This window comes from Microbacterium gorillae (assembly GCF_050990725.1).
GTDB lineage: Bacteria > Actinomycetota > Actinomycetes > Actinomycetales > Microbacteriaceae > Microbacterium > Microbacterium gorillae_A.
Map to the genome: position 1 here is coordinate 423,256 of NZ_CP158844.1, position 24,932 is coordinate 448,187.

17 protein-coding genes are annotated in these 24,932 nt (G+C 68.3%); 12 read left to right on the forward strand and 5 right to left on the reverse strand.

Annotated elements, in window-relative coordinates; all coding sequences use genetic code 11:
• Positions 1-9 precede the first annotated feature (9 nt).
• Both ABTV68_RS01920 and ABTV68_RS01925 read right to left on the reverse strand, forming a co-directional pair.
• Positions 10-222, reverse strand: coding sequence for a hypothetical protein (locus ABTV68_RS01920; protein WP_433675933.1), 213 nt, complete (start codon positions 220-222; stop codon positions 10-12).
• A gap of 105 nt (positions 223-327) precedes the next feature.
• Positions 328-1,293, reverse strand: coding sequence for a LacI family DNA-binding transcriptional regulator (locus tag ABTV68_RS01925; protein WP_433675934.1), 966 nt, complete (start codon positions 1,291-1,293; stop codon positions 328-330).
• A 144-nt stretch (positions 1,294-1,437) separates the two neighbouring features.
• Here ABTV68_RS01925 and ABTV68_RS01930 point away from each other — a divergent pair, with 144 nt between their 5' ends.
• The 4 genes from ABTV68_RS01930 to manD are packed head-to-tail and all read left to right on the forward strand — an operon-like array spanning position 1,438 to position 6,688.
• Positions 1,438-2,955 (forward strand): mannitol dehydrogenase family protein, encoded by a 1,518-nt coding sequence (locus ABTV68_RS01930; RefSeq protein WP_433675935.1) that lies wholly within the window; start codon positions 1,438-1,440, stop codon positions 2,953-2,955.
• On the forward strand, positions 2,952-3,956 hold the full coding sequence (locus tag ABTV68_RS01935) for an L-idonate 5-dehydrogenase (RefSeq protein ID WP_433675936.1): 1,005 nt from the start codon (positions 2,952-2,954) through the stop codon (positions 3,954-3,956). Before ABTV68_RS01930 ends, ABTV68_RS01935 begins: the two co-directional genes overlap by 4 nt.
• A 41-nt stretch (positions 3,957-3,997) precedes the next feature.
• The gene (locus ABTV68_RS01940; protein ID WP_433675937.1) at positions 3,998-5,398 is read left to right on the forward strand and encodes an MFS transporter; all 1,401 of its coding nucleotides are present in this window, start codon (positions 3,998-4,000) and stop codon (positions 5,396-5,398) included.
• A 60-nt stretch (positions 5,399-5,458) separates the two neighbouring features.
• Positions 5,459-6,688, forward strand: coding sequence for a D-mannonate dehydratase ManD (gene manD / locus ABTV68_RS01945; protein WP_433675938.1), 1,230 nt, complete (start codon positions 5,459-5,461; stop codon positions 6,686-6,688).
• 206 nt (positions 6,689-6,894) lie between these two features.
• Here the strand turns inward: manD and ABTV68_RS01950 are convergent, their stop codons facing one another.
• Both ABTV68_RS01950 and ABTV68_RS01955 read right to left on the reverse strand, forming a co-directional pair.
• Positions 6,895-7,758 carry a PhzF family phenazine biosynthesis protein gene (locus ABTV68_RS01950; protein ID WP_433675939.1) on the reverse strand — a complete coding sequence of 288 codons (864 nt, stop codon included), beginning with the start codon at positions 7,756-7,758 and terminating at the stop codon, positions 6,895-6,897.
• 250 nt (positions 7,759-8,008) lie between these two features.
• Positions 8,009-9,307 (reverse strand): glycoside hydrolase family 125 protein, encoded by a 1,299-nt coding sequence (locus tag ABTV68_RS01955; protein ID WP_433675940.1) that lies wholly within the window; start codon positions 9,305-9,307, stop codon positions 8,009-8,011.
• A gap of 261 nt (positions 9,308-9,568) precedes the next feature.
• Between ABTV68_RS01955 and ABTV68_RS01960 the strand changes: the two genes are divergently transcribed.
• The 6 genes from ABTV68_RS01960 to ABTV68_RS01985 all read left to right on the forward strand — a co-directional run bounded on the left by ABTV68_RS01960 (position 9,569) and on the right by ABTV68_RS01985 (position 15,746).
• Positions 9,569-10,348 carry a hypothetical protein gene (locus ABTV68_RS01960; protein WP_433675941.1) on the forward strand — a complete coding sequence of 260 codons (780 nt, stop codon included), beginning with the start codon at positions 9,569-9,571 and terminating at the stop codon, positions 10,346-10,348.
• A gap of 156 nt (positions 10,349-10,504) precedes the next feature.
• Positions 10,505-10,717 carry a heavy-metal-associated domain-containing protein gene (locus ABTV68_RS01965; protein WP_433675942.1) on the forward strand — a complete coding sequence of 71 codons (213 nt, stop codon included), beginning with the start codon at positions 10,505-10,507 and terminating at the stop codon, positions 10,715-10,717.
• Entirely contained in the window at positions 10,717-11,649 is a 933-nt protein-coding gene (locus tag ABTV68_RS01970) for a heavy-metal-associated domain-containing protein (protein WP_433675943.1), read from the forward strand. Before ABTV68_RS01965 ends, ABTV68_RS01970 begins: the two co-directional genes overlap by 1 nt.
• Positions 11,650-11,679: 30 nt before the next feature.
• Positions 11,680-13,926 (forward strand): heavy metal translocating P-type ATPase, encoded by a 2,247-nt coding sequence (locus ABTV68_RS01975; RefSeq protein WP_433675944.1) that lies wholly within the window; start codon positions 11,680-11,682, stop codon positions 13,924-13,926.
• 11 nt (positions 13,927-13,937) lie between these two features.
• Entirely contained in the window at positions 13,938-14,192 is a 255-nt protein-coding gene (locus ABTV68_RS01980; protein ID WP_433675945.1) for a YHS domain-containing protein, read from the forward strand.
• A 144-nt stretch (positions 14,193-14,336) separates the two neighbouring features.
• Complete coding sequence (locus ABTV68_RS01985) at positions 14,337-15,746, forward strand: MFS transporter (protein ID WP_433675946.1); 1,410 nt, start codon at positions 14,337-14,339, stop codon at positions 15,744-15,746.
• A 54-nt stretch (positions 15,747-15,800) separates the two neighbouring features.
• Here ABTV68_RS01985 and ABTV68_RS01990 read toward each other — a convergent pair whose 3' ends face one another.
• The gene (locus ABTV68_RS01990; protein WP_433675947.1) at positions 15,801-16,475 is read right to left on the reverse strand and encodes a DUF6226 family protein; all 675 of its coding nucleotides are present in this window, start codon (positions 16,473-16,475) and stop codon (positions 15,801-15,803) included.
• Between the two features lie 198 nt (positions 16,476-16,673).
• Here ABTV68_RS01990 and ABTV68_RS01995 point away from each other — a divergent pair, with 198 nt between their 5' ends.
• A complete protein-coding gene (locus ABTV68_RS01995) occupies positions 16,674-24,188 on the forward strand; it encodes a DUF5979 domain-containing protein (RefSeq protein ID WP_433675948.1) in 7,515 nt (2,504 codons plus the stop codon).
• 198 nt (positions 24,189-24,386) lie between these two features.
• A complete protein-coding gene (locus ABTV68_RS02000; protein WP_433675949.1) occupies positions 24,387-24,698 on the forward strand; it encodes a hypothetical protein in 312 nt (103 codons plus the stop codon).
• Positions 24,699-24,932 lie beyond the last annotated feature (234 nt).

Here is a 24,932-nt window from a genome sequence, read left to right on the forward strand (position 1 = left end):
GCGCGTCGATCACGCCGGGTGCGGGGCGCACTCCGCCAGTTCGCGGGATGCTCGGCGGGTGGTCGTCGTACGCGCCGCACCCGCCCCACTGAGCAGTCGGCTCAGCAGGCTCGGACGCGGTGCGATGCGCTCGGCGGCGATGCGCGCACGCTCGGCGTTGATCACCGCCTGCTCCAGCTCGACGGCCGCGACGTACTCGTTCACGTAGGTGTTGAGGTCCATGACACTCCCCTTCTTCGGTACCCCTACGCTCCTCTCTGAGGAGGGGGTACCTCATCGGGCAGATGCCCTAGTTCTGAGCCGGCAGGGCCTCAGATGTGGAGAAGCTCAGCTCGCGGGGGCAGCGGTGGAGGCGCGGACGATGAGCTGGGAGTCCAGCGGGGGAAGACTGCTCACCCGCTCGCCCGCGATGGCCGTGAGGAGAAGCTCCACGGCCAACGTGCCGCTGCGCCCGATCGGCATGCGCACCGTGGTGAGAGCCGGGGTGACCGCGCTCGCGAGGTCGATGTCGTCGATGCCCACGATGCTGATGTCGGCGGGGCAGCGTCGGCCGAGTTCGAGCAGACCCGCCTCCAGGCCGAGCGCGACGAGGTCGTTGTAGGCGACCACCGCGGTGGCGCCGCTGGCCGCCGCGGGAGCGGCGGCAGCACGTCCGCCCTGAATGGACGCGGCCTGATGACTGAGGCGGGTGAGGCGAATGCCGTATCGCTCGCACGCCCGCGCCACCGTATCCGCGCGGCGGGCGTCCGCCCAGGAGCCGTGGGGTCCGGAAGCGTACGCGATGTGCGAATGTCCCAGAGCGGCGAGGTGCTCGATCGCCTGCGACGGGCCGTGCTCGGTGTCCATCACGATGCTCGGCACGCCGGTGATGAGTCGGTTGATCACGACGGAGGGCGTGGAACCCACGAGGTCGATCACCTCGTCCTCGGGGAGGCGAGGGGAGCACAGGAGCATGCCGTCGAGTTTGCGCGCCTGTTCTATCTGCTTGCGCTCGCGGCGGAGGTCCTCGTCGGCGTCGAACACCACCGTGCGGTGGCGACCGTGCCAGGCTTGCCCCTGGATCGCCTTCAGCAGCGTTCCGTACACGGGGTTGGCGACGTCGGGAAGGATGACGCCGAAGGTGCGGGTGGCTGTCGCGGGCGATGTCCCCGTCACGTACCCGAGATCGTTCGCGGCTTCGAGCACGCGATCAAGGGTGCCCTTTGCGAGCCGATCCGGCTCTCCGAAGGCGCGGGACGCGGTCGCGACGGACACGCCGGCCTTGCGCGCCACATCGGTCAGCTTCGCCGTCATGCCTCACCTCTCCCGTCGGAGTCATCCTATGTTCTCGCGTTTCTGCAAACGATGTTGACAAAGTTGTACAAACCGTTGCAAACTCGATTCACCACGATCAGTGCCGCTCTCATCACGACTGCGGCTCGAGCAAAGGAGCCCAGCGTGACGAACGCCGCACCCGCCCTCCGCCGAGGGGCCGCCGCAGTCGCGGCCGCGCCACTGGCGAACCCCGCGGGCACCGGGATCCTCCACCTCGGTCTGGGCAGCTTTCACCGCGCACACCAGGCGGTGTACACGGCGGCCGCGATCGCCGCAGAGGGTGGGGACTGGGGCATCGTCGGCGTGGCGTCGCGCTCGCGCTCGATCGTTGATGGCCTTCGCGCTCAGGATTTCCTCTACTCGGTCGCGACCATCTCCCCGGACGCCACATCGCTGAGCATCCCGGGCGTGCACACCGACGCCTTCGTCGGGGCGGATGAGCCGGCTCGTGTGGTCTCGCACATCGCCGATTCGCGCACGCGCATCGTCACGCTGACCGTGACCGAGAACGGGTACAGCTACTCTCCCGCGACGCAGCACCTGGACGTGGACGACGAAGGTATCCGACGCGACCTGCACGGTGGCGCCCCGCTCACCACGATCGGACAGCTCGCCCGCGGTCTGCAGGCGCGCGCGCTCGCCGGTGGCGCGCCGATCGCCGTGCTCAGCTGTGACAACCTCGCCGCCAACGGCAAGCACACCGAGAAGCTGGTCCGCGAGTTCCTGCAGGAGCTCCCCGGCGGCGAGGGCGCGGACACGCTCGCGTACCTTGACGCCGCGGTGTCGTTCCCGTCCAGCATGGTCGACCGGATCGTCCCCGCGACCACTCCCGCGCTTCGTGATCGTGTCGGCCTCCTGCTCGGCGCCTCTGATGCGGTCCCCGTGCCCGCGGAGCCGTTCAGCATGTGGGCCATCGAGGACGCGTTCCCCGGCGGACGTCCCGCCTGGCAGCTGGGCGGAGCGGTGTTCACCGACGAGGTCGCCCGCTACGAGCAGGTCAAGGTGCGCCTCCTCAACGGTACGCACTCCCTCATCGCCTATCTCGGCGCTCTCAGCGGCGTCGACACCATTCCCGAGGCCATCGGTCGCACGGCGATCGCGGAGGCGGCGCGCGCTGTGATCCGCGGCGAGTATGAGCCCTCGGTGGAGGCGCCCACCGGCCTGGATCTGCGCGACTACGAGGGGCAGCTGTTCGAGCGCTGGGCCAACAGCGCCCTCGGACACCGCACCAGTCAGGTCGGCAGCGACGGATCGGTGAAGCTGCGACAGCGCATCCCGGAGCCCGCGCTGCTTGCGCTCGGCAACGGGCACCTGCCGCACCTCATCGCTCTGACCGTCGCCGGCTACCTGTCGTGCATGGCGCCGCTCTCCGGGTTCGAGCCGGGTGCTCAGGCCGCCGCGATGACGGATCCGGCGCGCGACAGCCTGAGCGCGTTCGCGGCGACCGTGCGCAGCGGACGCGACCTCGCGCGGCACGTCATCGCAGACCTCCGTCTGTTCGGGGCGGAACTGGCTTCGCGGGACGCGTTCATCGAGCGCGTCGGCGAGCTGACAACCATGATCCAGCGACACGGCGTCGATGCCGCGATCGCGGACGCCGTCGATGCGGCGTCGAGCCCGACGAAGGGACAGCACTCATGAAGACTCTGGCCATCCACGGTGCCGAAGACATCCGCTGGGAGGACCGTGCGGTTCCGGAGCCCGGCGCGGGTGAGGTGCGCCTGCGGGTGTCGTATGTCGGCATCTGCGGCTCCGACCTGCACTACTACTTTCACGGCGCCAACGGCGAGTACACCATCCGCGAGCCGCTGACCCCGGGCCACGAGCTCTCCGGCGTCGTGGACCTGGACCCCTCCGGACGGCTCGCTCCCGGCACTCCCGTCACGGTGCATCCGGCCCGCTACGGAGCGGATGTCGCGGGGCTCGAAGACCGTCCGCACCTGCGTCCCGGCGGCGACTACCTCGGCAGCGCCGCGGCGGATCCGCATCGGCAGGGCGGTGCATCGGAGTACCTTCTCGTCGAAGACCACATGATCCGAGTGCTGCCGGCATCGCTGCCGCTGGAGCGCGCTGCGCTGGCTGAGCCCCTCGCCGTGGCACTGCACGCGGTGAACCTCGCCGGATCGGTCGTCGACAAGCGGGTCCTCGTGATCGGCGCGGGTCCGATCGGACTGCTCGTGGTCGCGGCAGCCCGTCACGCGGGTGCCGCTGTCATCGGCGCCAGCGACGTGCTGTCCGAGCCGCTCGAGCGCGCCCGGAGCCTGGGTGCCACCGAGCTGTTCACGGTGGGGACGGATGCCATCGACGACGAGTCGTTCGACGTCGTCTTCGAATGCTCCGGAGTCGCACCGGCGCTCACCCAGGCCGTCCGAGCGGCGCGGCGAGCCGGCACGGTCGTCCAGGTCGGCATGCTGCGAAACGCGGACATCCCGGTGAATCTCGCGCCGCTGCTCGCCAAGGAGCTCACCATTCGCGGTGCCTTCCGCTTCTCGACGGAGATCGACGACGCCGTCGCCCTGCTTGCGGCCTCCGACGAACTCGACCCCGTCATCTCTCATGTCATTCCCGCCGCCGATGCGGTGGCGGCGTTCGACCTGGCCCGCGATTCCTCCGCTTCGGCGAAGGTCCTGCTGGCTCTCTGATCACCCCCCCTGCACGCACATCACTACGAAGGAGTACCCCGATGAGCAGTTCCCCCGGTTCCGGAACCGCGGCTCCCGCGACGTCCGCCCCCGCCCAGCGCTCGATGGGCGACCTCGTCCGCGCCGCCGTCTCCGGCTGGCTCGGCACCGCGCTGGAGTTCATGGACTTCCAGCTGTATTCGCTGGCCGCGGCCCTGGTGTTCAGCCAGCTGTTCTTCGCCGGTGACGACCCGGGCATGGCTGTCGTCCTCGCGATGGCCACCTACGGCGTCGGATACGTCGCCCGGCCCGTCGGTGCGTTCGTGTTCGCCCGCATCGGCGACCGCATCGGCCGCAAGAAGGTGCTGTTCTACACGATCCTCCTCATGGGAGCGGCGACCACCCTCATCGGCGTGCTGCCCACCTACGAGCAGGTCGGGATCACCGCCCCGATCCTCCTGGTGCTGCTCCGCTTGGCGCAGGGCTTCGGTGCGGGCGCGGAGATCTCCGGCGCTGGCGTGATGCTCTCCGAGTACGCCCCCAGCAACCGTCGCGGCATCGTGGCCTCCCTCGTCGCGCTCGGCACGAACTGCGGAACGCTGTTCGCCTCGGCGATCTGGGCGATCCTGCTGGCCGTCATGATGGAGGCCGACGTGATCGCGTGGGGATGGCGCATCCCGTTCATCGCGAGTGCCGTCATCATGCTCTTCGCTCTCTGGGTGCGCTTCAACCTCAAGGAGAGCCCGGTGTTCGAGGAGCGCACCGACGTGGTGGACGGCAAGGCGCTGTCCCGCGAGGAGATGGTGCAGCTCGCCACGCAGACCAACGACATCCGCACGCTCGAGTCGCTGCAGCGCAAGCCGATCAAGGCCATCATCGTGTCGTTCTTCCTGCGCTTCGGTCAGGCCGGCAACTCGGGTCTGGTGCAGACCTACCTCATCTCCTTCATCACGGTGACGCTCGCGATGTCGAAGGAGATCGGTCCCGAGGTGGTCATCGTGTCCTCCCTCATCGGCTTCGTGACCATTCCGCTCATGGGTTTGCTCGGTGACCGGTTCGGTCGCCGCCGGATGTACATCATCATGTCGACGCTCTCGCTGCTGGTGATCGTTCCCGCGCTGCTGCTGGTGAACACGGCGGAGGCGACCCCCGTCTTCGTCGGGTACGCGCTGATCCACAACATCTCGGTGCTGGGCCTGGCCTCGATGGAGAACATCTCTATCCCGGAGATCTTCGGCGCCCGCAACCGCTACACGCTCACCGCCGTGGTGCGCGAGATCGCGGCGATCATCGCTACCGGCATCGGCCCGATCATCGCGGCCGCGTGGGTGGCCGCGGCCACCGGCAGCATCATCCCGATCATGGTGCTCATGGGCATCTTCACCGCCTCGACGCTGGTCGCGGCGATCTGGGCTCCCGAATGGACCGGGCGCGATCTCACCGATCCGCGCGCGGCCATGTGACGACAATCAACCCGGGTGCGGCGGCCGTAGGTCGCCGCACCCCTTCCTCGAGGACCTGACATGACCATCGAACTCGTCGACGTCTCCATCACCAGCCCCGGACGCAACTTCGTCACGCTCAAGATCACCACCGCAGACGGTGTCGTCGGCTGGGGCGATGCCACCCTCAACGGCCGCGAGCTGGCCGTGGCGTCCTACCTCTCCGACCACGTCGCGTCGATGCTCGTGGGGCGCGACGAGGACCGCATCGAGGACACCTGGCAGTACCTGTACCGCAGCCCCTACTGGCGGCGCGGACCGGTGACGATGGCGGCGATCGCCGCGGTGGACATGGCGCTGTGGGACATCAAGGCGAAGAAGGCCGGGATGCCGCTGTACCAGCTGCTGGGCGGCGCGAGCCGGGAGGGCGTTCGCGTCTACGCCCACGCGTCAGGTACCGACTACGCGGCACTGAAGAATGCCATCACCGGATATCAGGAGCTGGGCTACACGGCCGTTCGCGTGCAGACCGGGGTTCCCGGGCTCGGGCAGATCTACGGAGTCTCGTCCAGCGGCCCGGGTGTCCGCTACGACTACGAGCCCGCCAAGCGGGTTGAGAACGGCCGGCCGAGCGAGGAGACCTGGGACACCCGCAAGTACCTCAGCCACATGCCCGGCGTGTTCGCGCAGATCCGTGAGGATTTCGGCACCGACCTGCGCATCCTCCACGACGGACACCACCGCATGTCGCCCATCGAGGCGGCGCGCTTCGCGAAGGACATCGAGCCGTACGACCTGTTCTGGCTGGAGGATTGCACGCCCGGTGAGGACCAGAGCGCGCTGCGACTGGTCCGCCAGCACTCCACGACGCCGCTGGCGATCGGCGAGGTCTTCAACACCGTCTTCGACTATCAGACCCTCATCACCGAGCGGCTCATCGACTACGTCCGTTCTGCCGTGACGCACACCGGCGGCATCACCGCGATGAAGAAGCTGCTCGACTTCGCAGCCATCTACGGCATCAAGTCCGGCATCCACGGACCGACGGACATCTCGCCGATTGGCATGGCGGCGGCCCTGCACCTGGACCTGGCGATCCACAACTTCGGCATCCAGGAGTACATGCCCCACAACGAGCAGACGCTGGAGGTGTTCCAAACGTCGTTCACCTTCGACCGCGGCTTCCTGCACCCCGGCGAGCAGCCAGGACTCGGCGTGGAGCTGGACGAGGCGGCCGCCGCCGGCTTCGACTACACGAAGGCGTACCTGCCGGTGAACCGTCTGGAGGACGGCACCGTCCACGACTGGTGAGCGCGCTTTCGGCCCGGATCGAATGATCTCGGGTGGACCGGACGCCGGAGCTCGTGACCGAATGATCTCCATCGATGACTCAGGTCATCCGGCGTCCGGGCTCGTGCCGGCAGGTGATCGAGGATCTGATTCGTCTCGCCTCGGGTCCGGTGCGCCATGCGTGGCGGGGGATTCCGGCGTCGTCGAATGGGCTGGTGGCGCGTTCCTCAGGCGCTATGCGGGATCGGTCGGGCACCGCCGGTGACGGTGATTCCGCCGGACGGCGGGATGTGCACGGTGAGCAAGCTCGGTCGTCCGACGTGGGCGCCTTGATGGATCCGGACCACGCGATCGGCGGGGACGTGGTCGATGGCGCGCAGGTACGCGCCGGTCGCGGCCGCCGCCGATCCGGTCGCCGGGTCCTCGGTGATCCGTCCGACCGGGAAGATGTTGCGGGCGAGGAACTCCGCCTCTGAGACCCGGTGCAGCACGGTGATCGTGCCGCGCCAGCCCCGTTCGCGCATGAGGCGGGCGACGGGTTCGGGGGAGAAGCGGAACTGGTGGAAGATCTCTGCGTCGCGCAGCACGATCACCGGGTGCCAGTTGCCGGAGAACGCCTCGCGAGCGGGATAGTCGGGATCGAGGTCCTCCGCGCTGAGACCGAAGAGCTGCAGCGTGCGAGCGAGCACATCGGCGTCGAGCTCGCGGACGTCGGGCCCCACACCGGTGAACGCGACCTCCACGCCGTGGTCGGTGTGCGTGGTCACGACGGTCACGTCGCCGACCTGGGTCTCGAACGTCATCGTGCCGGTTCCGTCACGCTCGGCGAGGACCACGGCGGTCGCCACCGTGGCGTGTCCGCAGAACGGCACCTCCGCGCTCGGTGACCAGTACCGGATCGCGTAGCGCCGGTCGGTGGTGCTCTCACCGACGAAGGCGGTTTCCGGGTACCCCACCTCGGCAGCGATGCGCAGCATGTCGGCGTCGCTGAGGGCGCGGGCATCGAGCACCACACCGGCGGGGTTGCCGCCCTCGGGCGTCGCGGCGAACGCCGAGTATCGAAGGATCTGCGGGGCGGACGCGTCGCTCATGCGACGAGCCTACGAGTCAGCCGGTGCGCGATGAAGGTCCAGTCCTGGATCGGTGGCCTGGCGAGGGCGGTCACGGATGTGATCGGTGATGTGGTCTCACAAGCTGTTCGTCGAGGCTCGGACTCGGACAGTTGTTGAGACCAATTGGGCGGACCGGTCTCAAATGAGGGTCGATTGCTGCGGCGAATGCGCGCCGGCTGAGACCAGCGGCGCCCTCAGCCGGGCTGGCGGGCGGCAGGGAGCTTTGGTCCTAGCTCGTCCGGGCATCCTCCGCGACCTGCAGCGCCAGCTCGCAGAACATCGAATCCGCCCACGAGAACCACGACCGCGAGTACAGGGTCGGATCATCGACGTCGACGCTCTCGTGGATGTGACCCGTGCCACCATCCGTGGTGGCGATCAGCTCCAGGAGTCGGACGCGCTCATCGGCGGTTCCGACCAGGCCTTCGACGGCGAGCGCGATCGGCCACACCCGCTGCGGGAGGGAGTGCGGGCTGCCGATGCCCTGCAGCACGCTGCCGCTGTACCAGTACGGATTCACGTCACTGAGGATGACGTCGCGGGTGGCCTCCCAGACCTCGCGGTCGATCATGTCGGGAGCGATGAGCGGCAGCGACAGCAGCGATGGCGTGTTCGCATCGTCCATCACCAGCACACCGCCGCGGCCGTCGACCTCGTACGCGTAGATGGGTGCGCCTTCGGAACCGGGGACGATGCCGTGTTCGCGCACTCCGTTGTGGATCTCGCTGGAGAGGTTCTCCGCGTCGTCGGCCAATGCCGGGTCGTCCAGCACCTCCCGAGCGATCTCGGCGATGGCCCGCAGCGCCTGTGCCGCGAACAGGTTTGCTGGGATGTTGTAGCCGAAGGTGCACGCGTCGTCCGAGGGGCGGAACCCGCCCCAGGTCATGCCGGTGCGGGCGACCTCGGATCCGCGTCCCTCGCGGGCCAGGGTCTCGGTGGGGATCGTGGTGACGCGCTCGAATCGATAGGGCGAGCGGTCATGGTCCTGCTCGAGACGCAGCTGAGTCACGATCCTGCGCAGCACGTCGTGGACCTCGGCGTCGAGGAACGCCGTGCGTCCGGTGCGCTGCCAGAGCGTGTGCGCCAGCGTGACGGGGTAGCAGAGGCTGTCGATCTCGTACTTCTGCTCCCAGACGTTCGGATCATCGCAGACATCGTCCGGGTCATAGTGCGCGCCGGTCGGGCCGTCGTTGAAAGCGTTCGCGTAGGGATCGTGCGCGATGAAGCCGAACTGGCGGCGGACCACAGCCTCGACCAGATCGGCCAGCTGCGTGCTGCGGTCGAGGAATCGCAGGCACGGCGTGAGCTGGGTGGTCGAGTCGCGCAGCCACATGGCCGGGATGTCGCCCGTGATGATGAACACCCGACCCGACTCGTCGAAGGCGACCGTGTCGGTGAGCGTGCGCAGCAGCGCCGCCTCGACCAGATCTCCGACCCGCGCTCCGCTCACCCGCCGGACGTCGTTGGCGGCGTCGCGGAGGAGCGACCGGGTGTCGGCGTCCGGGACGAACGGGGTCTTGGTGCTCATTCGGGCATCCTCCAGTGTCTGTCCTCGCATTATCGCCGGGATCGCCATCGCCCCCGGTCCGCCCGCATCGTTTCCGCCGACCTCCCCGCGTGATCCGACCCGCGTGATCCTCCCCGCGTGATCCGGCCCGCGTAATCCGGCCCCGCGTGATGTGACCCGCGAAACTTCCGTCTGTGGGTGGTGATCCGCGCAACGCGGCGATTGTCGCCCACAGACGGAAGTCTCGCGGGGTTACGGGGGTGACCTCCGTAGGATGCACGCATGTCCTCGACACCCGGCACGATCGACCTCCCCGACCCGCGCAACGGCGGTATCGACCGCTACAGTGTGGCGATCGTGAGGGAACCGGCTTCGGTGACGGAGCTTCTCGACGCGGTGCTCCGTGTGGGCGCGAGAGGGGAGGGGCGCGCCTTCGCGATTCTCGACGACGTCGATCAGTGCGTCTACACCAGCGGGCATGCCATCAACGGGCACGATCTCGATGCCGGCGTCGTGTACCCGGACGACGACTCCCCGGAGGCCGTCGATCGGTACGAGGCCGACCTCTTCGCCGCCGTGCTGGCGGCATTGCGTGCATCGGACGTGGCGGCGAACTGGGCGAGCATCCCGGATGAGTTCACGACCGTCGCGGAGGATGTCGATGCGCTGGTATCGCTCCAGCGCGATCCCTCGGTGCTGCTGGAGACGACGCACGTGGTGCAGCGGGTGCCCGAGTCGCGCGTCGATGGGTTGCTCGCGGATGTCCCCAACGGGTACTTCAGCGGCGATTGGACGCCGTTCCAGAGCCTGGCCGTGACCCGGCGGCTGCACGACCGGTACGGGTACGAGCCGTGGGGGATCGGCGCGCGCACGCTGGCGTTTCATCGTCCGGCCGGAGCTCTGTCGTCCGACCTTGTTGGTCACCTGATCACCGACCTTCAGCATCTCTATGGCCAGCCGGAGTCGCCGTCCTGGGCCGAACTCGCGAACCTCATCGAGCACTCGACGATCCTCATCCTCGGCTACACCGAGGATTTCGCCGAGCTGGTGGCCGAGGCCTGACCCGCGAGACTTCCGTCTGTGGGTGAGAATCCGCGCAACGCGGCGATTGTCGCCCACAGACGGAAGTTTCGCGGGCTTGAGGGAATACCCCTAGGGGGTATATGGTTATGACTGAGGTACCCGGGAGGGGTACATCCCGAGACGAAGGAGAACGACATGAGCACCACGACCGAATTCCAGGTGACCGGCATGACCTGCGGACACTGCGAGATGGCGATCCGGTCCGAGGTGGGACAGATCCCCGGCGTTGACGGCATCGACGTGAGCGCACAGACCGGCAAGCTCGTCGTGTCCAGCACGACCCCCGTCGACGACGCAGCGATCCTCGCCGCCGTGGACGAGGCCGGGTACGAGGCGGTGCGTATCTGATGAACACTCCCGGACGCCTGGGGCTGTACGGCATCGGACTCGTCGCCGTGTTCGGCGCCGCATTCGCCGCCGGGGGAGTCCTGGTGCCGGATGCCACCGTCGCCGCCTGGCAGCAGAGCGCTGCGCACGGCGACACCCACACCCCGAATCCTTCGGCCACCATCACCCAGGAGGCAGACGTGAACGGCACGTCCATCTCTCAGTCGGGCTTCACCCTCACTGAGATCCAGGCTCCGACCGCCATCGGCACCGAAGGCACCCTCTCGTTCGTCATCACGAACCAGGACGGTACCGCGGTCACCGATTACGCGACCGCGCACGGCAAAGACCTGCACCTCATCGTGGTGCGGACCGATGGCGCCGGATATCGGCACGTGCACCCGGTGCTCGACACCGCGACCGGCACCTGGTCACTGCCCTGGACGTGGGATCGTGCCGGAACCTACCGCGTCTACGCGGACTTCACGAGCGGCGACAGCAGTGTGACCCTCTCGCGCTTCGTGACGGCGGGCGGCGTGGTCACGCCCGAGCCGCGGACGAGCGTCGTCACCGACGCACAGGTCGACGGCTTCGACGTCTCCGTGCATGGGCAACTCGTCGGCGGGGCGGCCAGCGACCTCACCATCGACATCACTCGCGACGGTGAACCTGTCACCGAGCTCGAGCCCTACCTGGGCGCCTTCGGCCACCTCGTCGCACTGCGCGACGGCGATCTGGCCTATCTGCACGTGCACGCGCACGGCGACGAGCCCCAGCCGGGGGATACGTCGGGACCGACGATCACCTTCACCGCTCATGCACCCACGGCGGGGAGATACCTCCTCTACCTGGACTTCCAGGTCGATGGCACGGTGCACACCGCCGAACTCGTGCTCGACGCGGCAGCGGGTCCTGCTGATGAGGGTTCGGACGGCGGCCATGGCGGGCACTGACCGAGGCGTCGTTCGCGAGGAGAAGGAGTCATGACGGATCTGCAGCAGGCCGGATCCAGCGTCGAGCTGGAGATCGGCGGCATGACCTGCGCATCGTGCGCGATGCGCATCGAGAAGAAGCTGAACAAGCTTGAGGGCGTCAGCGCCACGGTGAACTACGCGACGGAGAAGGCGAAGGTCACGGCGCCGGCAGGATACGACCCCGCGCTGCTCATCGCCGAGGTGGAGAAGACCGGCTACACCGCGGTGCTGCCGTCCCAACCACGTCGCGATGAGCCCGCCGAGGAAGCTCCCGACACGGAGCTCACCTCGCTGCGTCATCGACTGATCGGCTCCGTGGTTCTCACGGTCCCCGTGATCGCGATGGCGATGATCCCCGCGCTGCAGTTCACGTACTGGCAGTGGCTGTCGCTCGCGCTCGCGGGCCCCGTCATCGTGTGGGCGGCGTGGCCGTTCCACAAGGCGGCGTGGACGAACCTGCGCCACGGCGCCGCGACGATGGACACCCTGATCTCGATGGGCACGCTGTCGGCGCTGCTCTGGTCGCTCTATGCGCTGTTCTTCGGCACTGCCGGAGCGCCCGGAATGACCCACGCGTTCGAACTGACCGTCGCGCCGAGCGACGGAGCCGCGAACATCTACCTCGAGGTGGGTGCCGGCGTCACGATGTTCATCCTGGCGGGTCGCTACTTCGAGAAGCGTTCCAAGCGGCGGGCGGGAGCGGCGCTGCGGGCGCTGCTGGAACTCGGGGCCAAAGACGTGGCCGTCATCCGCGGCGGAGTCGAGACCCGCATTCCCACGGTCGATCTCGCTGTCGGTGACGAGTTCGTCGTTCGCCCCGGAGAGAAGATCGCGACCGACGGCGTGATCGTGTCGGGCACCTCAGCCGTCGATGCGTCCATGCTCACCGGCGAATCCGTGCCGGTCGAGGTGGCCGAGGGTGACCAGGTCACCGGGGCGACCGTGAACGCGGGCGGCCGACTCGTCGTGCGCGCCACGCGGGTCGGGTCCGACACGCAGCTCTCGCAGATGGCGCGACTGGTGGAGGACGCGCAGTCCGGGAAAGCCGAGGTTCAGCGCCTCGCCGATCGGGTGTCGGGCATCTTCGTGCCGATCGTCATCGCGATCGCCGTGGGCACGCTGGCCGCCTGGCTCGGTGCCGGCTTCCCCGCCTCGGCGGCGTTCACGGCCGCGGTGGCCGTGCTGATCATCGCCTGCCCCTGCGCGCTCGGACTCGCCACCCCGACGGCGCTGCTGGTGGGCACCGGACGCGGCGCGCAGTTGGGCATCCTCATCAAGGGCCCCGAAGTGCTCGAATCCACCCGGAAGGTCGACACCATCGTGCTCGACAAGACCGGCACAGTGACGAGCGGCAAGATGACGCTCACCGACGTGCTCCTGGAGGAGGGCGTCGACCGCGCGGAGCTGCTGCGTCTGGCCGGTGCGCTGGAGGACGCGTCGGAGCACCCGATCGCCCAGGCGGTCGCAAAGGCGGCCACCCAGGAAATCGGTGCGCTGCCGGTGGTCGAAGGATTCCAGAACCTCGAGGGCAGCGGCGTGCAGGGCATCGTCGACGGTCATGCGGTGATCGTGGGCCGGGAGTCCCTGCTGGCCGACTGGGCTCAGTATCTGTCGGCGGACCTCGCGGCCGCGAAGGCGGCCGTGGAGCGTCAGGGAAAAACGGCGATCGCCGTGGGGTGGGACGGCGAGGCGCGAGGCGTCCTCGTGATCGCCGACACCCTCAAGCCCACCAGCGCCGCAGCCATCGCGCAGTTCCGCGAGCTGGGGTTGACGCCCATCCTGCTCACCGGTGACAACGCGGCCGTCGCCGCGCAGATCGCCGGCGAGGTCGGCATCACCGAGGTGATCGCCGAAGTGCTCCCGCAGGACAAGGTGGACGTCATCACCCGACTGCAGGGTGAGGGCAAGGTCGTGGCCATGGTGGGCGACGGCGTCAACGACGCCGCAGCACTCGCGCAAGCGGACCTCGGCCTCGCGATGGGCACCGGGACGGACGTGGCCATCGAGGCCTCGGACATCACTCTGGTGCGCGGTGACCTGCGCAGCGCCGCCGACGCGATCCGGTTGTCGCGCCGCACGCTCGGAACCATCAAGGGCAACCTGTTCTGGGCGTTCGCGTACAACGTCGCGGCCATCCCGCTCGCCGCCCTCGGCCTGCTCAACCCGATGCTCGCCGGTGCCGCCATGGCGTTCTCCAGCGTGTTCGTCGTCGGCAACAGCCTGCGTCTGCGCTCGTTCCGCAGCCGCGCTCTCTGAAAGGAACACTCATGTCCGACACCCCCGTAGCCTCCTGCTGCAGCATGCCCGCACAGACCTCCGTCTCCGCAGACGGGCGTACCGATCTGCTGGCCGCATCCGGCGAACGCGTCGTATGTCCCGTGATGGGCGGGAGCGTCGTCCCGGCTCAGGCGGAAGCCGCCGGCCTGTTCCGCGACTATGAGGGAGCTCGGTACTACTTCTGCTGCGCCGGATGCGCCCCGCGCTTCGACGCCGACCCCGAACGTTACGCGGTCGCCGCGTAGGCACGACCCGAAAGACCCCTGATCGACATCGTTCGGTCGGGGGTCTTTCGCGTTGGTGCTGCATCGGGTCGGCTTGCACGGGAATACCATACCCCCCTAGGGTATTGAATGAAGCGAACATTACCACGATCGAATGGAGCACCGGTGACCACGTCAACCTCAACAAGTACTGCGCGGTGGTGGGGGCTGACCCTCATCGCGCTCGCCCAGTTCATGGTGATCATGGACTCGTCCATCATCGGCGTCGCGCTGCCGCGGATGCAGGCCGATCTCGGTTTCACGCCGCACACGCTGTCCTGGGTCTTCAACGCCTACGTGATCGCACTGGGCGGTCTGCTGCTCCTGGGCGGGCGGTTGTCGGATCTGTATGGCCCGCGCCGGATGTTCGCCGTCGGCTGGGTGATCCTCGGCGTCGGCTCTCTTGTGGCCGGATTCGCCGGCGACGTTACCGTCGAACTCCTCGGGCGCGTGCTGCAGGGGATGGGCTCGGCGCTCATCGCGCCCGCAGCGCTGACGTTGCTGATGATGCTGTTCGGCTCGAACCCGAAGGAGCTCACGAAGGCGATGGCCTTCTACGGCGCCGCAGCCCCGGCTGGAGGCACGGCGGGTGTGTTCCTCGGTGGTGTGATCACCGAGTTCGCGTCGTGGCCATGGGTGTTCTTCATCAACGTGCCGATCGCGATCCTCGTGCTCGCCGTCATGTGGAAGGCCCTCCCCGGCGGCAAGCTGGGTGCGCGCGGATCCGTCGACGTGGTGGGTGCGCTCACGGTGACCCTCGGCCTTGCCGCCCTCGTCTACGGCATCGTGCGCGCCGAGGTGGCGGGCTGGGGATCGGCCGAGACGTGGATCGCCATCGGTGCCGGCATCGTGCTGCTGGTGATCTTCGTGCTGGTCCAGCGCGTGCGCCGCGAGCCGCTCATGCGCCTGTCCATCTTCCGCTCGACCAACCTCGGTGCAGCCAACCTCGCGCAGGTGATGCTGGGGGCGGCGTGGATCCCGATGTGGTTCTTCCTGAACCTCTACCTCCAGCAGGTGCTCGGCTTCTCGGCGTTCCCCGCAGGCGCGGCGCTCCTGCCCATGACCGTGCTGATCATGATCGGCATGATTCTGCTCGCGCCGCGCATCATGTCCGCCTTGGGTCCGAAGGTCCCGATCGTGCTCGGCCTGATCATCCTGGCCGCGGGGCTCGGGTGGATGGCGTTCATCCGTCCCGACGGCAACTACTGGGTGGATGCGTTCGGCCCGTCCCTGGTGGTGGCCTTCGGCCAAGCGCTGGCGTTCATCCCATCGCTCCAGATCGCGATCTCCGCGGCCCCGCCGCAGGACGGCGGCCTGGCATCCGGCATCGTGAACACCAGCTACCAGGTCGGCTCCGCGCTGGGCCTCGCCCTGGTCTCGGTCATCGCCGCCGGGTTCGGCGCGGGGGAGCTGGGCGACCCCGTGGCCCTCACTGGCGGGTACTCGGCCGCGTTCCTCGCGGCGGGCGCGATCGCCCTGCTCGGCGCGCTCGCGGTCGGAGTCTTCTTCCGTGGCAAGACCGCTGGCGTGAGGTAGGAACGAGGCGGTGCCGGGGGAGCGGGCCCCGGCACCGCGCGAGGCGTGATCGCGTCAGGGGCGTCGAGGCCAGGGCGCCCAGCCGTCGGGCCGATCGCGGAGGAGCTCCAGGGCGGCTTGCCACCGCTCCACTGGGATCTCCTCTCCGAAGGCCTGCCCGGAGATCGAACCATCGGGATAGACGGACGCGAAGTCGATCACGGGCGCGGGCGTGTCGATGAGGGTCTCGCGGAAGGTTCCGTTGACCACCGCGAACACCTCCCGCTCGAGGTTCTCCGCCTCATCCGGCCAGTTCGAGTCGCAGGCATTGCAGCCGCAGACCGGGTACTGGGCTTCGCGGATCGCACCGGCGTGCAGGAAGACGCCGGGATAGTCGGTGAGCGCCAGACTCAGCGTCGCGCAGGATGGCCTGTTCGGCCGGATCCGCACGACACGCACCACACCGTGCGAGGGCTGACGGAAGAGATCCGTCAGCACGTCCATGCCCTCATCGATCTCGACGTCGTAGGTATCACGGAGGTGGGTGATCAGGGCATCGGCGATGACGTGGAGTGGGGCGAACCGCTCGAGATCCGCGTCGACCGAGTAGGCGTCTTCCGGGGGCGATCCCACCCAGCGGCGCCCGTATTCGATGACCCGACCCTCGGCATCATGAAACACCGGGGCCGTGACGGGCGGGCGGACGTAGCTCACGAAGTCATCCTGCCCGATCAGCGCGGGTTCATCCACCGTCCGGTGGATGCGAGTGGGGCTTTTGTTCGTGACCCCAACTTTTGACCCCAGCGGTTTGGCACCGGTCCCACAGTTGGGACAGGATGGAAGAACCTCTGTGGTCTGACGGCACCCCGGCCTCGACCAACTCAAGATGGGAATCTCACTGTGCGGCATCCCCACCCACTGTTGAAGCGCGCGCGCGGTCCGATCGCCGTGCTCTCTTCGCTCCTGTTGGCTCTCGGCGTTCTGGTCGCGCCGTCTGCGGCGTACGCCGCTGTCACCTCGAGCCTGACAATCGACAAATCCGTCAACCAGACGACCGTCAGACCTGGTGAGACGTTCACCTACACCATCCGCATGCAGTGCTCCGTGCTGAGCGATGCATCGGGATGCGTGAACGCCCAGATGACCGACCCGATCGCCGCCGGATTCGAAGTGGTCTCCGCCACGACGACGCCGGTGCAGGGCAGCACCACCACGATTCAGGGCCAGAACGTCGTCGTCGACTTCAAGCGTGCGCTGGATGACGGGTCGTTCGGCCTGGAGGACGGCGCGACAGCGGAGACGAAGATCACGGTGCGTCTGCCGCTGGACGCGTCGGCCGACCTCGACGGCGTGCTGGTCACGAACGAGGCCACCATCGCGGCAGACAACGCGGACCCCAAGAAGGACACCGCGGACATCACGCCGGAGATTCCGACCACACTCGGCGCCGAGGCGGAGAAGGCCTTCGAGCCGAACATCGACCATGGCAAGCCGGGCAACCAGACCACACTGACTATCTCGGGCAAGAACACCTCCAACGGTGGCGTGGACTCCCTCACCCTTACCGACCCGGCCGCGCCGGATGCCGGTGGCGTGAATCCGTTCACGTACCTGGAGATCACCGAGGTCGCCGCCATCACGTGGCCCGACGGTGCGACGACCGCGACGCTGCAGTACTGGGACGGAACGACCTGGGGGAACGACGACGTCGTCACAAAGCCGGGTGCCGCCAACGCTCCGCCGAGCTCCGCGCTCGGAATCCGCGTGACTTTCACGGGCGCGAACGGCGCGCGCATCGCCGCGAACGCCGAGGGTGGGCTGGAGCTGACCCTCACCCAGCGTGACAACGTGGCCGAACTGGACGCCACCACCGTGCTCACCAACACCGTCAGCGCCACGGTCACCGCGGGCGACGACACCGAGGTGTCCCCGCCGGCCGATGCCGAGTACACCATCCTCAACGAGGACCTGGTCGTCGAGCCGAGCAAGTCGTTCGCCGATGACGTCATCCTGCCCGGCGGTGAGACCACCGTCACCGTGGGCATCAAGAACTCGAATCCGCTCGCCGTCGACAGCCTCACGCTGCAGGAGCCCGCCTCGGGCGTCTTCGACGCTCGCCTGGAGTTCACCGGCTTCACCTCGAAGGTGCAGTTCCCCTCCGGCGCCACGGAAGGCACCCTGACCTTCACCTACACCGACACGTCCGGAACGTCCCAGACGATTGAGACCGCACTGACCGACGGCGGCGACTTCCCCGCGCTGCCCGCCGATTTCGGCGCGCTGGAGAACTTCCGTGTCGCGTTCCTCTCCGACAGCGGAGCGATCGTCCCCGGTGCCGAGAGCCCCATCACCTTCGGCGTGCGCGCCGTGGAGGGCCTCGCGAAGGACACCGTCATCGACAACGTGGTCTCGGCCACCGCGACGGACGGCGATCTGACCGCTACCGAGACCGCGACCGACTCGATCACGACCGATGTCTTCCGTCTCGACCTGGAGACGCGCAAGTCCATTGCCCCCGGCACCATCTGGGGTTACGAGGGAGAGCAGGCCACGCTTCAGCTGCCCACCACGCTGCTGAACACGTCCACCACCAAGGCGAAGACCATCACGGTGAACGACCCGCAGCTCACCGCTGCCGGTGTCCCCGCGGCTTCGGACTGGTGGGAGAAGTTCCGTCCCACGCAGATCACGAAGACGGATGTTCCGGCCAGCTCCACGCTGACCGTGCGCTACTTCGACACGATCGACCAGGAGTGGAAGGACCTCGTCACCGACGTCGTCGGTCCCACCACCTTCACCGAGTCGATCGACGAGACGCTGCGCGACCGTATCGGCGGTCTGCAGTTCGAGTTCACCCACACCGGTGCGGGTTTCGCCCCGGGCTCCACGGTGAAGCCGAACGTCACCACGGAGCTGAAGGAGTCGGTGCCCGCGAAGCCGGTCGGCGCTGACTTCACCGTGCAGAACTGCTCGGCGGCCACGGCGACGGCCCCCGGTGCCGAGGCCGGTGCTGCGACAGTCGACCCGTGCCCCGAGATCGAGGTGCTGGCGCCCACCCCGGGCGAGTACGACTTCCTCGACAAGACCTGGACGTCCCCGAGCCCCGCGCTCGTGTCGGCACGTTCCGGCGAGCACGCGGTGTCGCGTCTGTCCTGGTCCACGAACGGACTCGGCGGCGTGCGTGAGTTCCGTCTCGCCGACACGCGGACCGGCTCGGGAGTGAACGACGGCCCGTCCGACGCGGTGCAGGACACCGTGTACGAGGCGTTCAACCTCGTCGCGGTCAACGCCATCACGCCCGCGATGGACCCCAACCTGAAGTGGGACTACATCACAGACGTGCAGCTGTGGAACGGCACCGCGTGGGTGCGGGCCACCAACGCGACCGGCCTTCCCTACACGGGTTCGATGCCGCGCATCGCGCTGACCGCCGCCGAGCAGCAGTCCACCACGGCTGTCCGCCTGCTCTACGCGGAGAACTCCGACGCTCGCAACGCCTCGACCGACCCGCTGGCTCCCGCCGCGGGCAGCGGCGTGGCGCGCTCGTTCGAGGCGCGCAACGTCGATCTGGAGTGGGTCATCCGCGACACGCGCCGCAGCAACAGCGCGCCGGTGCTGCAGAGTGAGATCTACAACCAGACCGTCGCCGGCGACGTGAACAACGTCGCCAGCGGCATCGCTCAGCGCGATGATGACACGCTGCGCACGGACGACTCGGACATCATCTCCATCCTCGATCGCCCGCTGCTCGTGGGTCTGAACAAGGAGTGGACCGGCGGCCCGCTGGGTCTGCCGGAGGCGGGAACCGCAGCGGAGAACTACCCGAGTGGTCGGGTCACGCTGACGGCGACGAACGAGACGGCCGCCAAGGTCGACAAGCTCACCGTCACCGATGCGAAGGCGGGTGGACCGAGCCCGTTCGAGGCGTTCAACCTCAAGAAGATCGTCTCGGTGCCCGGCATCGGCGGCGCGGACGCCAGCAAGACCCGTGTGGTCCTCACGCTCGCCGACGGCAGCACGCTGTCGAAGACCCCGGCCGAGGCCACCGCGATGACCCGCGACGAGCTGCTCGACGTGGTGGGCATCGAGGTCCGCTACGAGGGCCGCATCAACGCGGGTGCGTCGACGAAGATCGTCTTCGACCTCCAGCTGCGCCCGACCCTGCGCACCAGCGGCGATCCGGTCACGCTCGCGAGCTCGCCAGTGGACAACCAGGCCGAGGCCGTGGTGGAGGATGCCGGCGGTGAGAACGGCGTGCACTTGGTCGACACCGACGACAGCGCCAACATCACCATCGTCGAGCAGAACATCGACGTCGTCACGGAGAAGTCCTTCAATCCGGGCCTGGAGTGGGCGACCATCCTCCCCGACGAGGAGGGCTACGCCGACGAGCCGTGGGACGCCATCACGATGACCCTGCGCGCACAGCCGGCGGGATCCGCTCGCCCCGTGCAGATGGTCGTGACTGATGACGCCGCCACCTTCTGGAACGCGTACCACTTCGTGGACTTCGCCTCCGGATTCTCGCTGGCCTCCCCGATCGACCGCGTCCAGGTGGACGCGCTCGTCGGCGGCACGTTCGAGGCCGCGGCAGACGGCTCATCCGTCACGCTGAACGGCGCGCACTGGGAGACCGGAACCGCCGCGGCATCGCCCGCGCTGCCCGCCGGAGTCTCGGCTGCCGACGTCCAGGGTCTGCGCTTCACCTTCACGCGTGCCGACGGCGCGCAGTGGGAGAACCCGGCCAACCCGATCCAGCAGATTCCGCTGCAGATGCAGCGTCGCGCGTACCTGGCCTCCAGCGACGGCACCGTCCCGGTGCCCACCAACAAGGACGGCGTCGCCGCTCCGGGTGAGGCCGAGCCAGGTGTGTTCAGCAACACCGTGGTGAGCACCGTCACCTCCGCGCCCATCGGCACGGACGGCGACCCGCTGACCGCGACGAAGAGCGCGGACGCCCACATGGAGTACAAGGCCGGAGAGACCGAGATCGCCGTCACGAAGACGCCGAACCTCGAGACCAAGGCACCGGGCGAGATCATCCCGTTCCAGCTGACGATGGAGAACACCGCGCCGAACACGGCCGGCATGGAGGCATCGATCCTCGACCCCGTTATCGTCGACACCATCCCCGTGGACGCGGACGGTCACCCCTGGCTGATCTTCGACGCGCAGCGTGAGGCCGACGACGACCCGTCGACCCACATCGACCGGTACTCGTACCAGTACGTCGCGGGTCCCACCGATCCGGCCGCGCCCAACACGCGCATGCCGATCGACCCCGCGCTCATCACCGTCACGGAAAACACCAACGCGGACGGCGAGGTGACCTCGATCAGCTTCGCCTTCCCGACCGGAACCGTCTTGATGCCGGGCGAGAAGTACACCGTCACCATCAACATGATGTTCCGTCCGGGGGTGGCCGCTGGTCAGGTCGTCGAGAACGGGATGTCGGTCTCGGCTGCGGAGGACTTCGCGCTGTGCAACCGTGAGCGTCACCCCGACGACATCGACGTGCCCACGTGCGACACCACGGGCACCGTCACCGTGATCGACACCGGCGCCCTCCGCGGACAGAAGACCGTGAAGAGCGACGACGGTCTGGGCGTCACCAACGTGGCGAACCCGGCGCTGTCGGACGAGTGCCGCGCTACCCGCACGCTCGCGGGCGAGGATTACTTCGCCTACAACTGCGTGCCCGTCACGAAGCCGCTGACCACCGAGACGTGGTTCGAGTGGATCCAGAACACCGGAACCCAGCCGATGGACCAGGTGATCACCATCGATCGCCTGCCCACCCCGGGTGACGTGGGCGTTCTGCTCACCGGACAGCAGCGCGGCTCGCAGTGGCAGCCCGTGTATGTGGCCGACAGCATCGCCGCCGTGACGGAGCCCGGATACCGGGTGCCGGAGACGCAGGAGTACTTCTACTCCTCGTCCGCCGACATCTGCACGGACGACCTGCAGCCGGTCACCAACCCGAACGCACCGTGTGCCGAGGGCGACTGGCTCCCGCTGACGTCCGACGTGCCGGTGGAGGACGTGAAGGCCATCAAGACGGTCTATCACTTCTCGGAGAACCACTTCCTGCCCGGTGAGGTGCTCGGCTACACGCTGAAGACCCGCACCCCGGCATCCGCCCCGAACGCGGGACGCGACACCGTGGCCTGGAACTCCATCGCCACCGGTGCGCGCACCATCGCGCTCGACGGCAGCCACCACGACGTCCTCGCGTCGGAGGCTCGAAAGGTGGGTGTGGCTCTGGCCACCGGACCCCTCGCTGTCCAGAAGACGGTGACGGGACCCGCGGCCGATTTCGCTCCCGACACGTTCGACGTGCTGGTCAGCTGCACGGTGTCCGGTGACGGCATCACGGTGGAGCTCGATCCGATCCCGTTCACGGTGACCGTGGGAGACCCGGATCCGCTGGGCGACTACCAGTTCCCGTACGGTGCATCGTGCTCCGTGTCGGAGGCGCCGGGAGTCAACGGCGAGACCACCTCCACGCCGGGATCGCCGGTGACGGTGGGTCGCGACGAGGTCGTGGACGCGCTGCAGCTCACGAACGACTACCAGTTCAGTGCGCTGCGCGTCACGAAGACGGTTCAGGGGGCAACCGATGCCGAGGGCAACGCCATCGACTACGGCACCTTCCCCTTCACCGCGGTGTGCACGTTCCTCGGCGAGACGGTGCTGGCGGACGGGTTCACCGAATCGCCCATGAGCACCACGCTGGCGGCGGGCGAGGAGTGGATCCTCACCGGCCTGCCGGTGGGCACCGAGTGCGACATCACCGAGACGGACTCCCGCGGAGCTGCCACGAAGGTCGCCGTGAACCCGGTGGTGGGACCTCCGACGGGTGAAGCCGTCGACGGTGCCGCGCAGCACGTCGTGCTCGCCGCCCCCTCGGTGGACGACGCGCCGGTGCTGTCGGTTGACGTCACGAACACCTTCGAGCTGGCCGCGATCGAGATCGCGAAGGTCGTCGATGGTGAGGCCGCCGACGCGGTCCCCGCGGACACGCTGTTCACTTTCGCCGTCGAGTGCACGTGGAACGACCGGCCGGTTTACAGCGGTGAGGTCAAGATCACCCGCGCAGACATCGCGGTGATCGACACGCTCCCCGCCGGTGCCGAGTGCTCGGTGACAGAGACCGACAACGCCAACGCGACGTCGTCGCAGGTGACGCCGGAGGGCGTCACGGCGGCGGGTTCGATCGCCGAGCCGGTGCGCTTCACCGCGGTGAACACGTACGAGGCCGGTGGCCTGCACGTGACCAAGGAGATCGTTGGTGACGGTGCCGAACTGTGGGGCACGGGCACGTTCGACGTGACCCTGGCCTGCACGCTGGCGGGCGCGAATGTCGAGATCCCGGGCGGTGCCGTGCGCACGCTGTCCGCTCCCGATGCGCTGGTCGCCGACTACACCGGACTGCCGGTTGGTGCTGACTGTGTGCTGACCGAGACGGCCACCGGGGGTGCGACGCAGTCGCAGATCCTCACGGTGGACGGCGGCGAGTCGGACGGCACGTTCACGGTGGTGGGCGGCGAGCCGACCGCGCTGCGCGTGGTGAACACGTTCGAGCTGGGCGCGCTGAACCTCACCAAGGAGGTCATCGGTGACGGTGCCGCCGAGCTGGAGGAGACTGCGTTCACCTTCGAGCTCGTCTGCACGGTCGAGGATGCCGAGATCGTGATTCCGCAGGGCGCCGAGCGCACGCTCACGTACCCGGACGCGCTGACCGCCCGCTACGAGAACCTCCCCGTGGGAGCGTCCTGCGAGCTGCGTGAAACCGACAACGGCGGTGCCACTGCCACCACCATCACGCCGAACAGCGGTGATGACCAGGTGGGTGCGGCGATCGTGTCGGCGGATGAGGACATCACCTTCACGGTGACGAACGAGTTCGTGACGGTCACGCCGTCCCCGACTCCGACGCCGACGGACACGGAGACGGCGACGCCGACGCCGACGCCGACGCCGACGCCGACCGAGACGTCGACGCCTGAGCCGACGCCGACCGAGACGGTCACGCCGGAGCCGACCCCGACCACGACGCCGGAGCCGACGCCCACGGAGACGGTCACGCCTGAGCCGACGCCGACCGAGACGGTCACGCCGGAGCCGACCCCGACCACGACACCGGAGCCGACCCCGACGGAGACGGTCACGCCGGAGCCGACGCCGACCGAGACGGTCACGCCGGAGCCGACCCCGACGGAGACGCCGGAGCCGACCCCGACGGTTACGCCGGAGCCGACCGAGACGGTGACGCCGGAGCCGACGCCGACCGAGACCGCGATCTCGACGGTGACGCCAGTTCCGACGGGATCCGCCAGCACAGCGGCGCCGCTGCCCTCCACGGGTGCAGCGCTTCCGACCGGTGGCATCCTCTCGGGCCTGTTGGCTCTGGTCCTGGGGGCGCTGGTCCTGGTGGCACGACGCCGAAGCTCGATGAGCTGAGCGTGACGCGGCGGCCGATTCTCTGAGAGTCCGCCGCCGCGGCACATAACGGGAGGGGCCCGACGCACGTCGGGCACCTCCCGTCGTCGTTCCAGCGGCCCACCGAGCGTGGACCCTCTCCGCATCGGCCCGCGCGGTCGGCAGGGCTCAGTTGCGCGCTTCGCCTGCGGATGGGCGAGGCCGAGGACCCACTCGTTGATGGTGAGCTCAAATGGGCGCTGGAGTACCGAGTACATCATCATCAACTACACCGTGCAGTATCTCGGCGACGATGCCGACGGCGCACTGCCTGCTTTCGTTGGTGTGGAGTACGTCACGGGCGGTGGCAACACCGTGGATGGCCTCGACAAGGTCGTGGTTGGCCCCGAGGAGATCGACACTCTCTCGCCGCTGTACACCGGTGCGAGTGTCACGGGTAACCACACCATTCAGGTGCCGACCCCCGTCGACGGCGTCATCGCCGTTCGCCCTGGCATGGTGGCAGACAAGATCTTCGTCGCTGTACAGTGACCTGATCTGACGACGGGCCGGCGAGACTCTCGCCGGCCCGTCGTTGTGTTCACGCACATGTTGAGTGCATCTCCGGGAGTTCGCATCGGCTCGTGCCTGCGGGCTCGGGGTCGCCCGCTGGTCAGAGGGACGAACACGCGGGGTGGCGGGGTCGTGAGGGGAGCTGCCGGCTGACCGGAAGCGCTCGTCGGCGAAGCCCACGGGCTGAAACCGTCTGTGACTCGCGTCGCTGCG

Coding starts and splice junctions, on each gene's coding strand:
- ABTV68_RS01920 (WP_433675933.1), bottom strand. CDS start 222: ATGGACCTCAACACCTACGTGAACGAGTACGTCGCGGCCGTCGAGCTG.
- ABTV68_RS01925 (WP_433675934.1), bottom strand. CDS start 1,293: ATGACGGCGAAGCTGACCGATGTGGCGCGCAAGGCCGGCGTGTCCGTC.
- ABTV68_RS01935 (WP_433675936.1), top strand. CDS start 2,952: ATGAAGACTCTGGCCATCCACGGTGCCGAAGACATCCGCTGGGAGGAC.
- ABTV68_RS01940 (WP_433675937.1), top strand. CDS start 3,998: ATGAGCAGTTCCCCCGGTTCCGGAACCGCGGCTCCCGCGACGTCCGCC.
- manD (WP_433675938.1), top strand. CDS start 5,459: ATGACCATCGAACTCGTCGACGTCTCCATCACCAGCCCCGGACGCAAC.
- ABTV68_RS01950 (WP_433675939.1), bottom strand. CDS start 7,758: ATGAGCGACGCGTCCGCCCCGCAGATCCTTCGATACTCGGCGTTCGCC.
- ABTV68_RS01955 (WP_433675940.1), bottom strand. CDS start 9,307: ATGAGCACCAAGACCCCGTTCGTCCCGGACGCCGACACCCGGTCGCTC.
- ABTV68_RS01960 (WP_433675941.1), top strand. CDS start 9,569: ATGTCCTCGACACCCGGCACGATCGACCTCCCCGACCCGCGCAACGGC.
- ABTV68_RS01965 (WP_433675942.1), top strand. CDS start 10,505: ATGAGCACCACGACCGAATTCCAGGTGACCGGCATGACCTGCGGACAC.
- ABTV68_RS01970 (WP_433675943.1), top strand. CDS start 10,717: ATGAACACTCCCGGACGCCTGGGGCTGTACGGCATCGGACTCGTCGCC.
- ABTV68_RS01975 (WP_433675944.1), top strand. CDS start 11,680: ATGACGGATCTGCAGCAGGCCGGATCCAGCGTCGAGCTGGAGATCGGC.
- ABTV68_RS01980 (WP_433675945.1), top strand. CDS start 13,938: ATGTCCGACACCCCCGTAGCCTCCTGCTGCAGCATGCCCGCACAGACC.
- ABTV68_RS02000 (WP_433675949.1), top strand. CDS start 24,387: ATGGTGAGCTCAAATGGGCGCTGGAGTACCGAGTACATCATCATCAAC.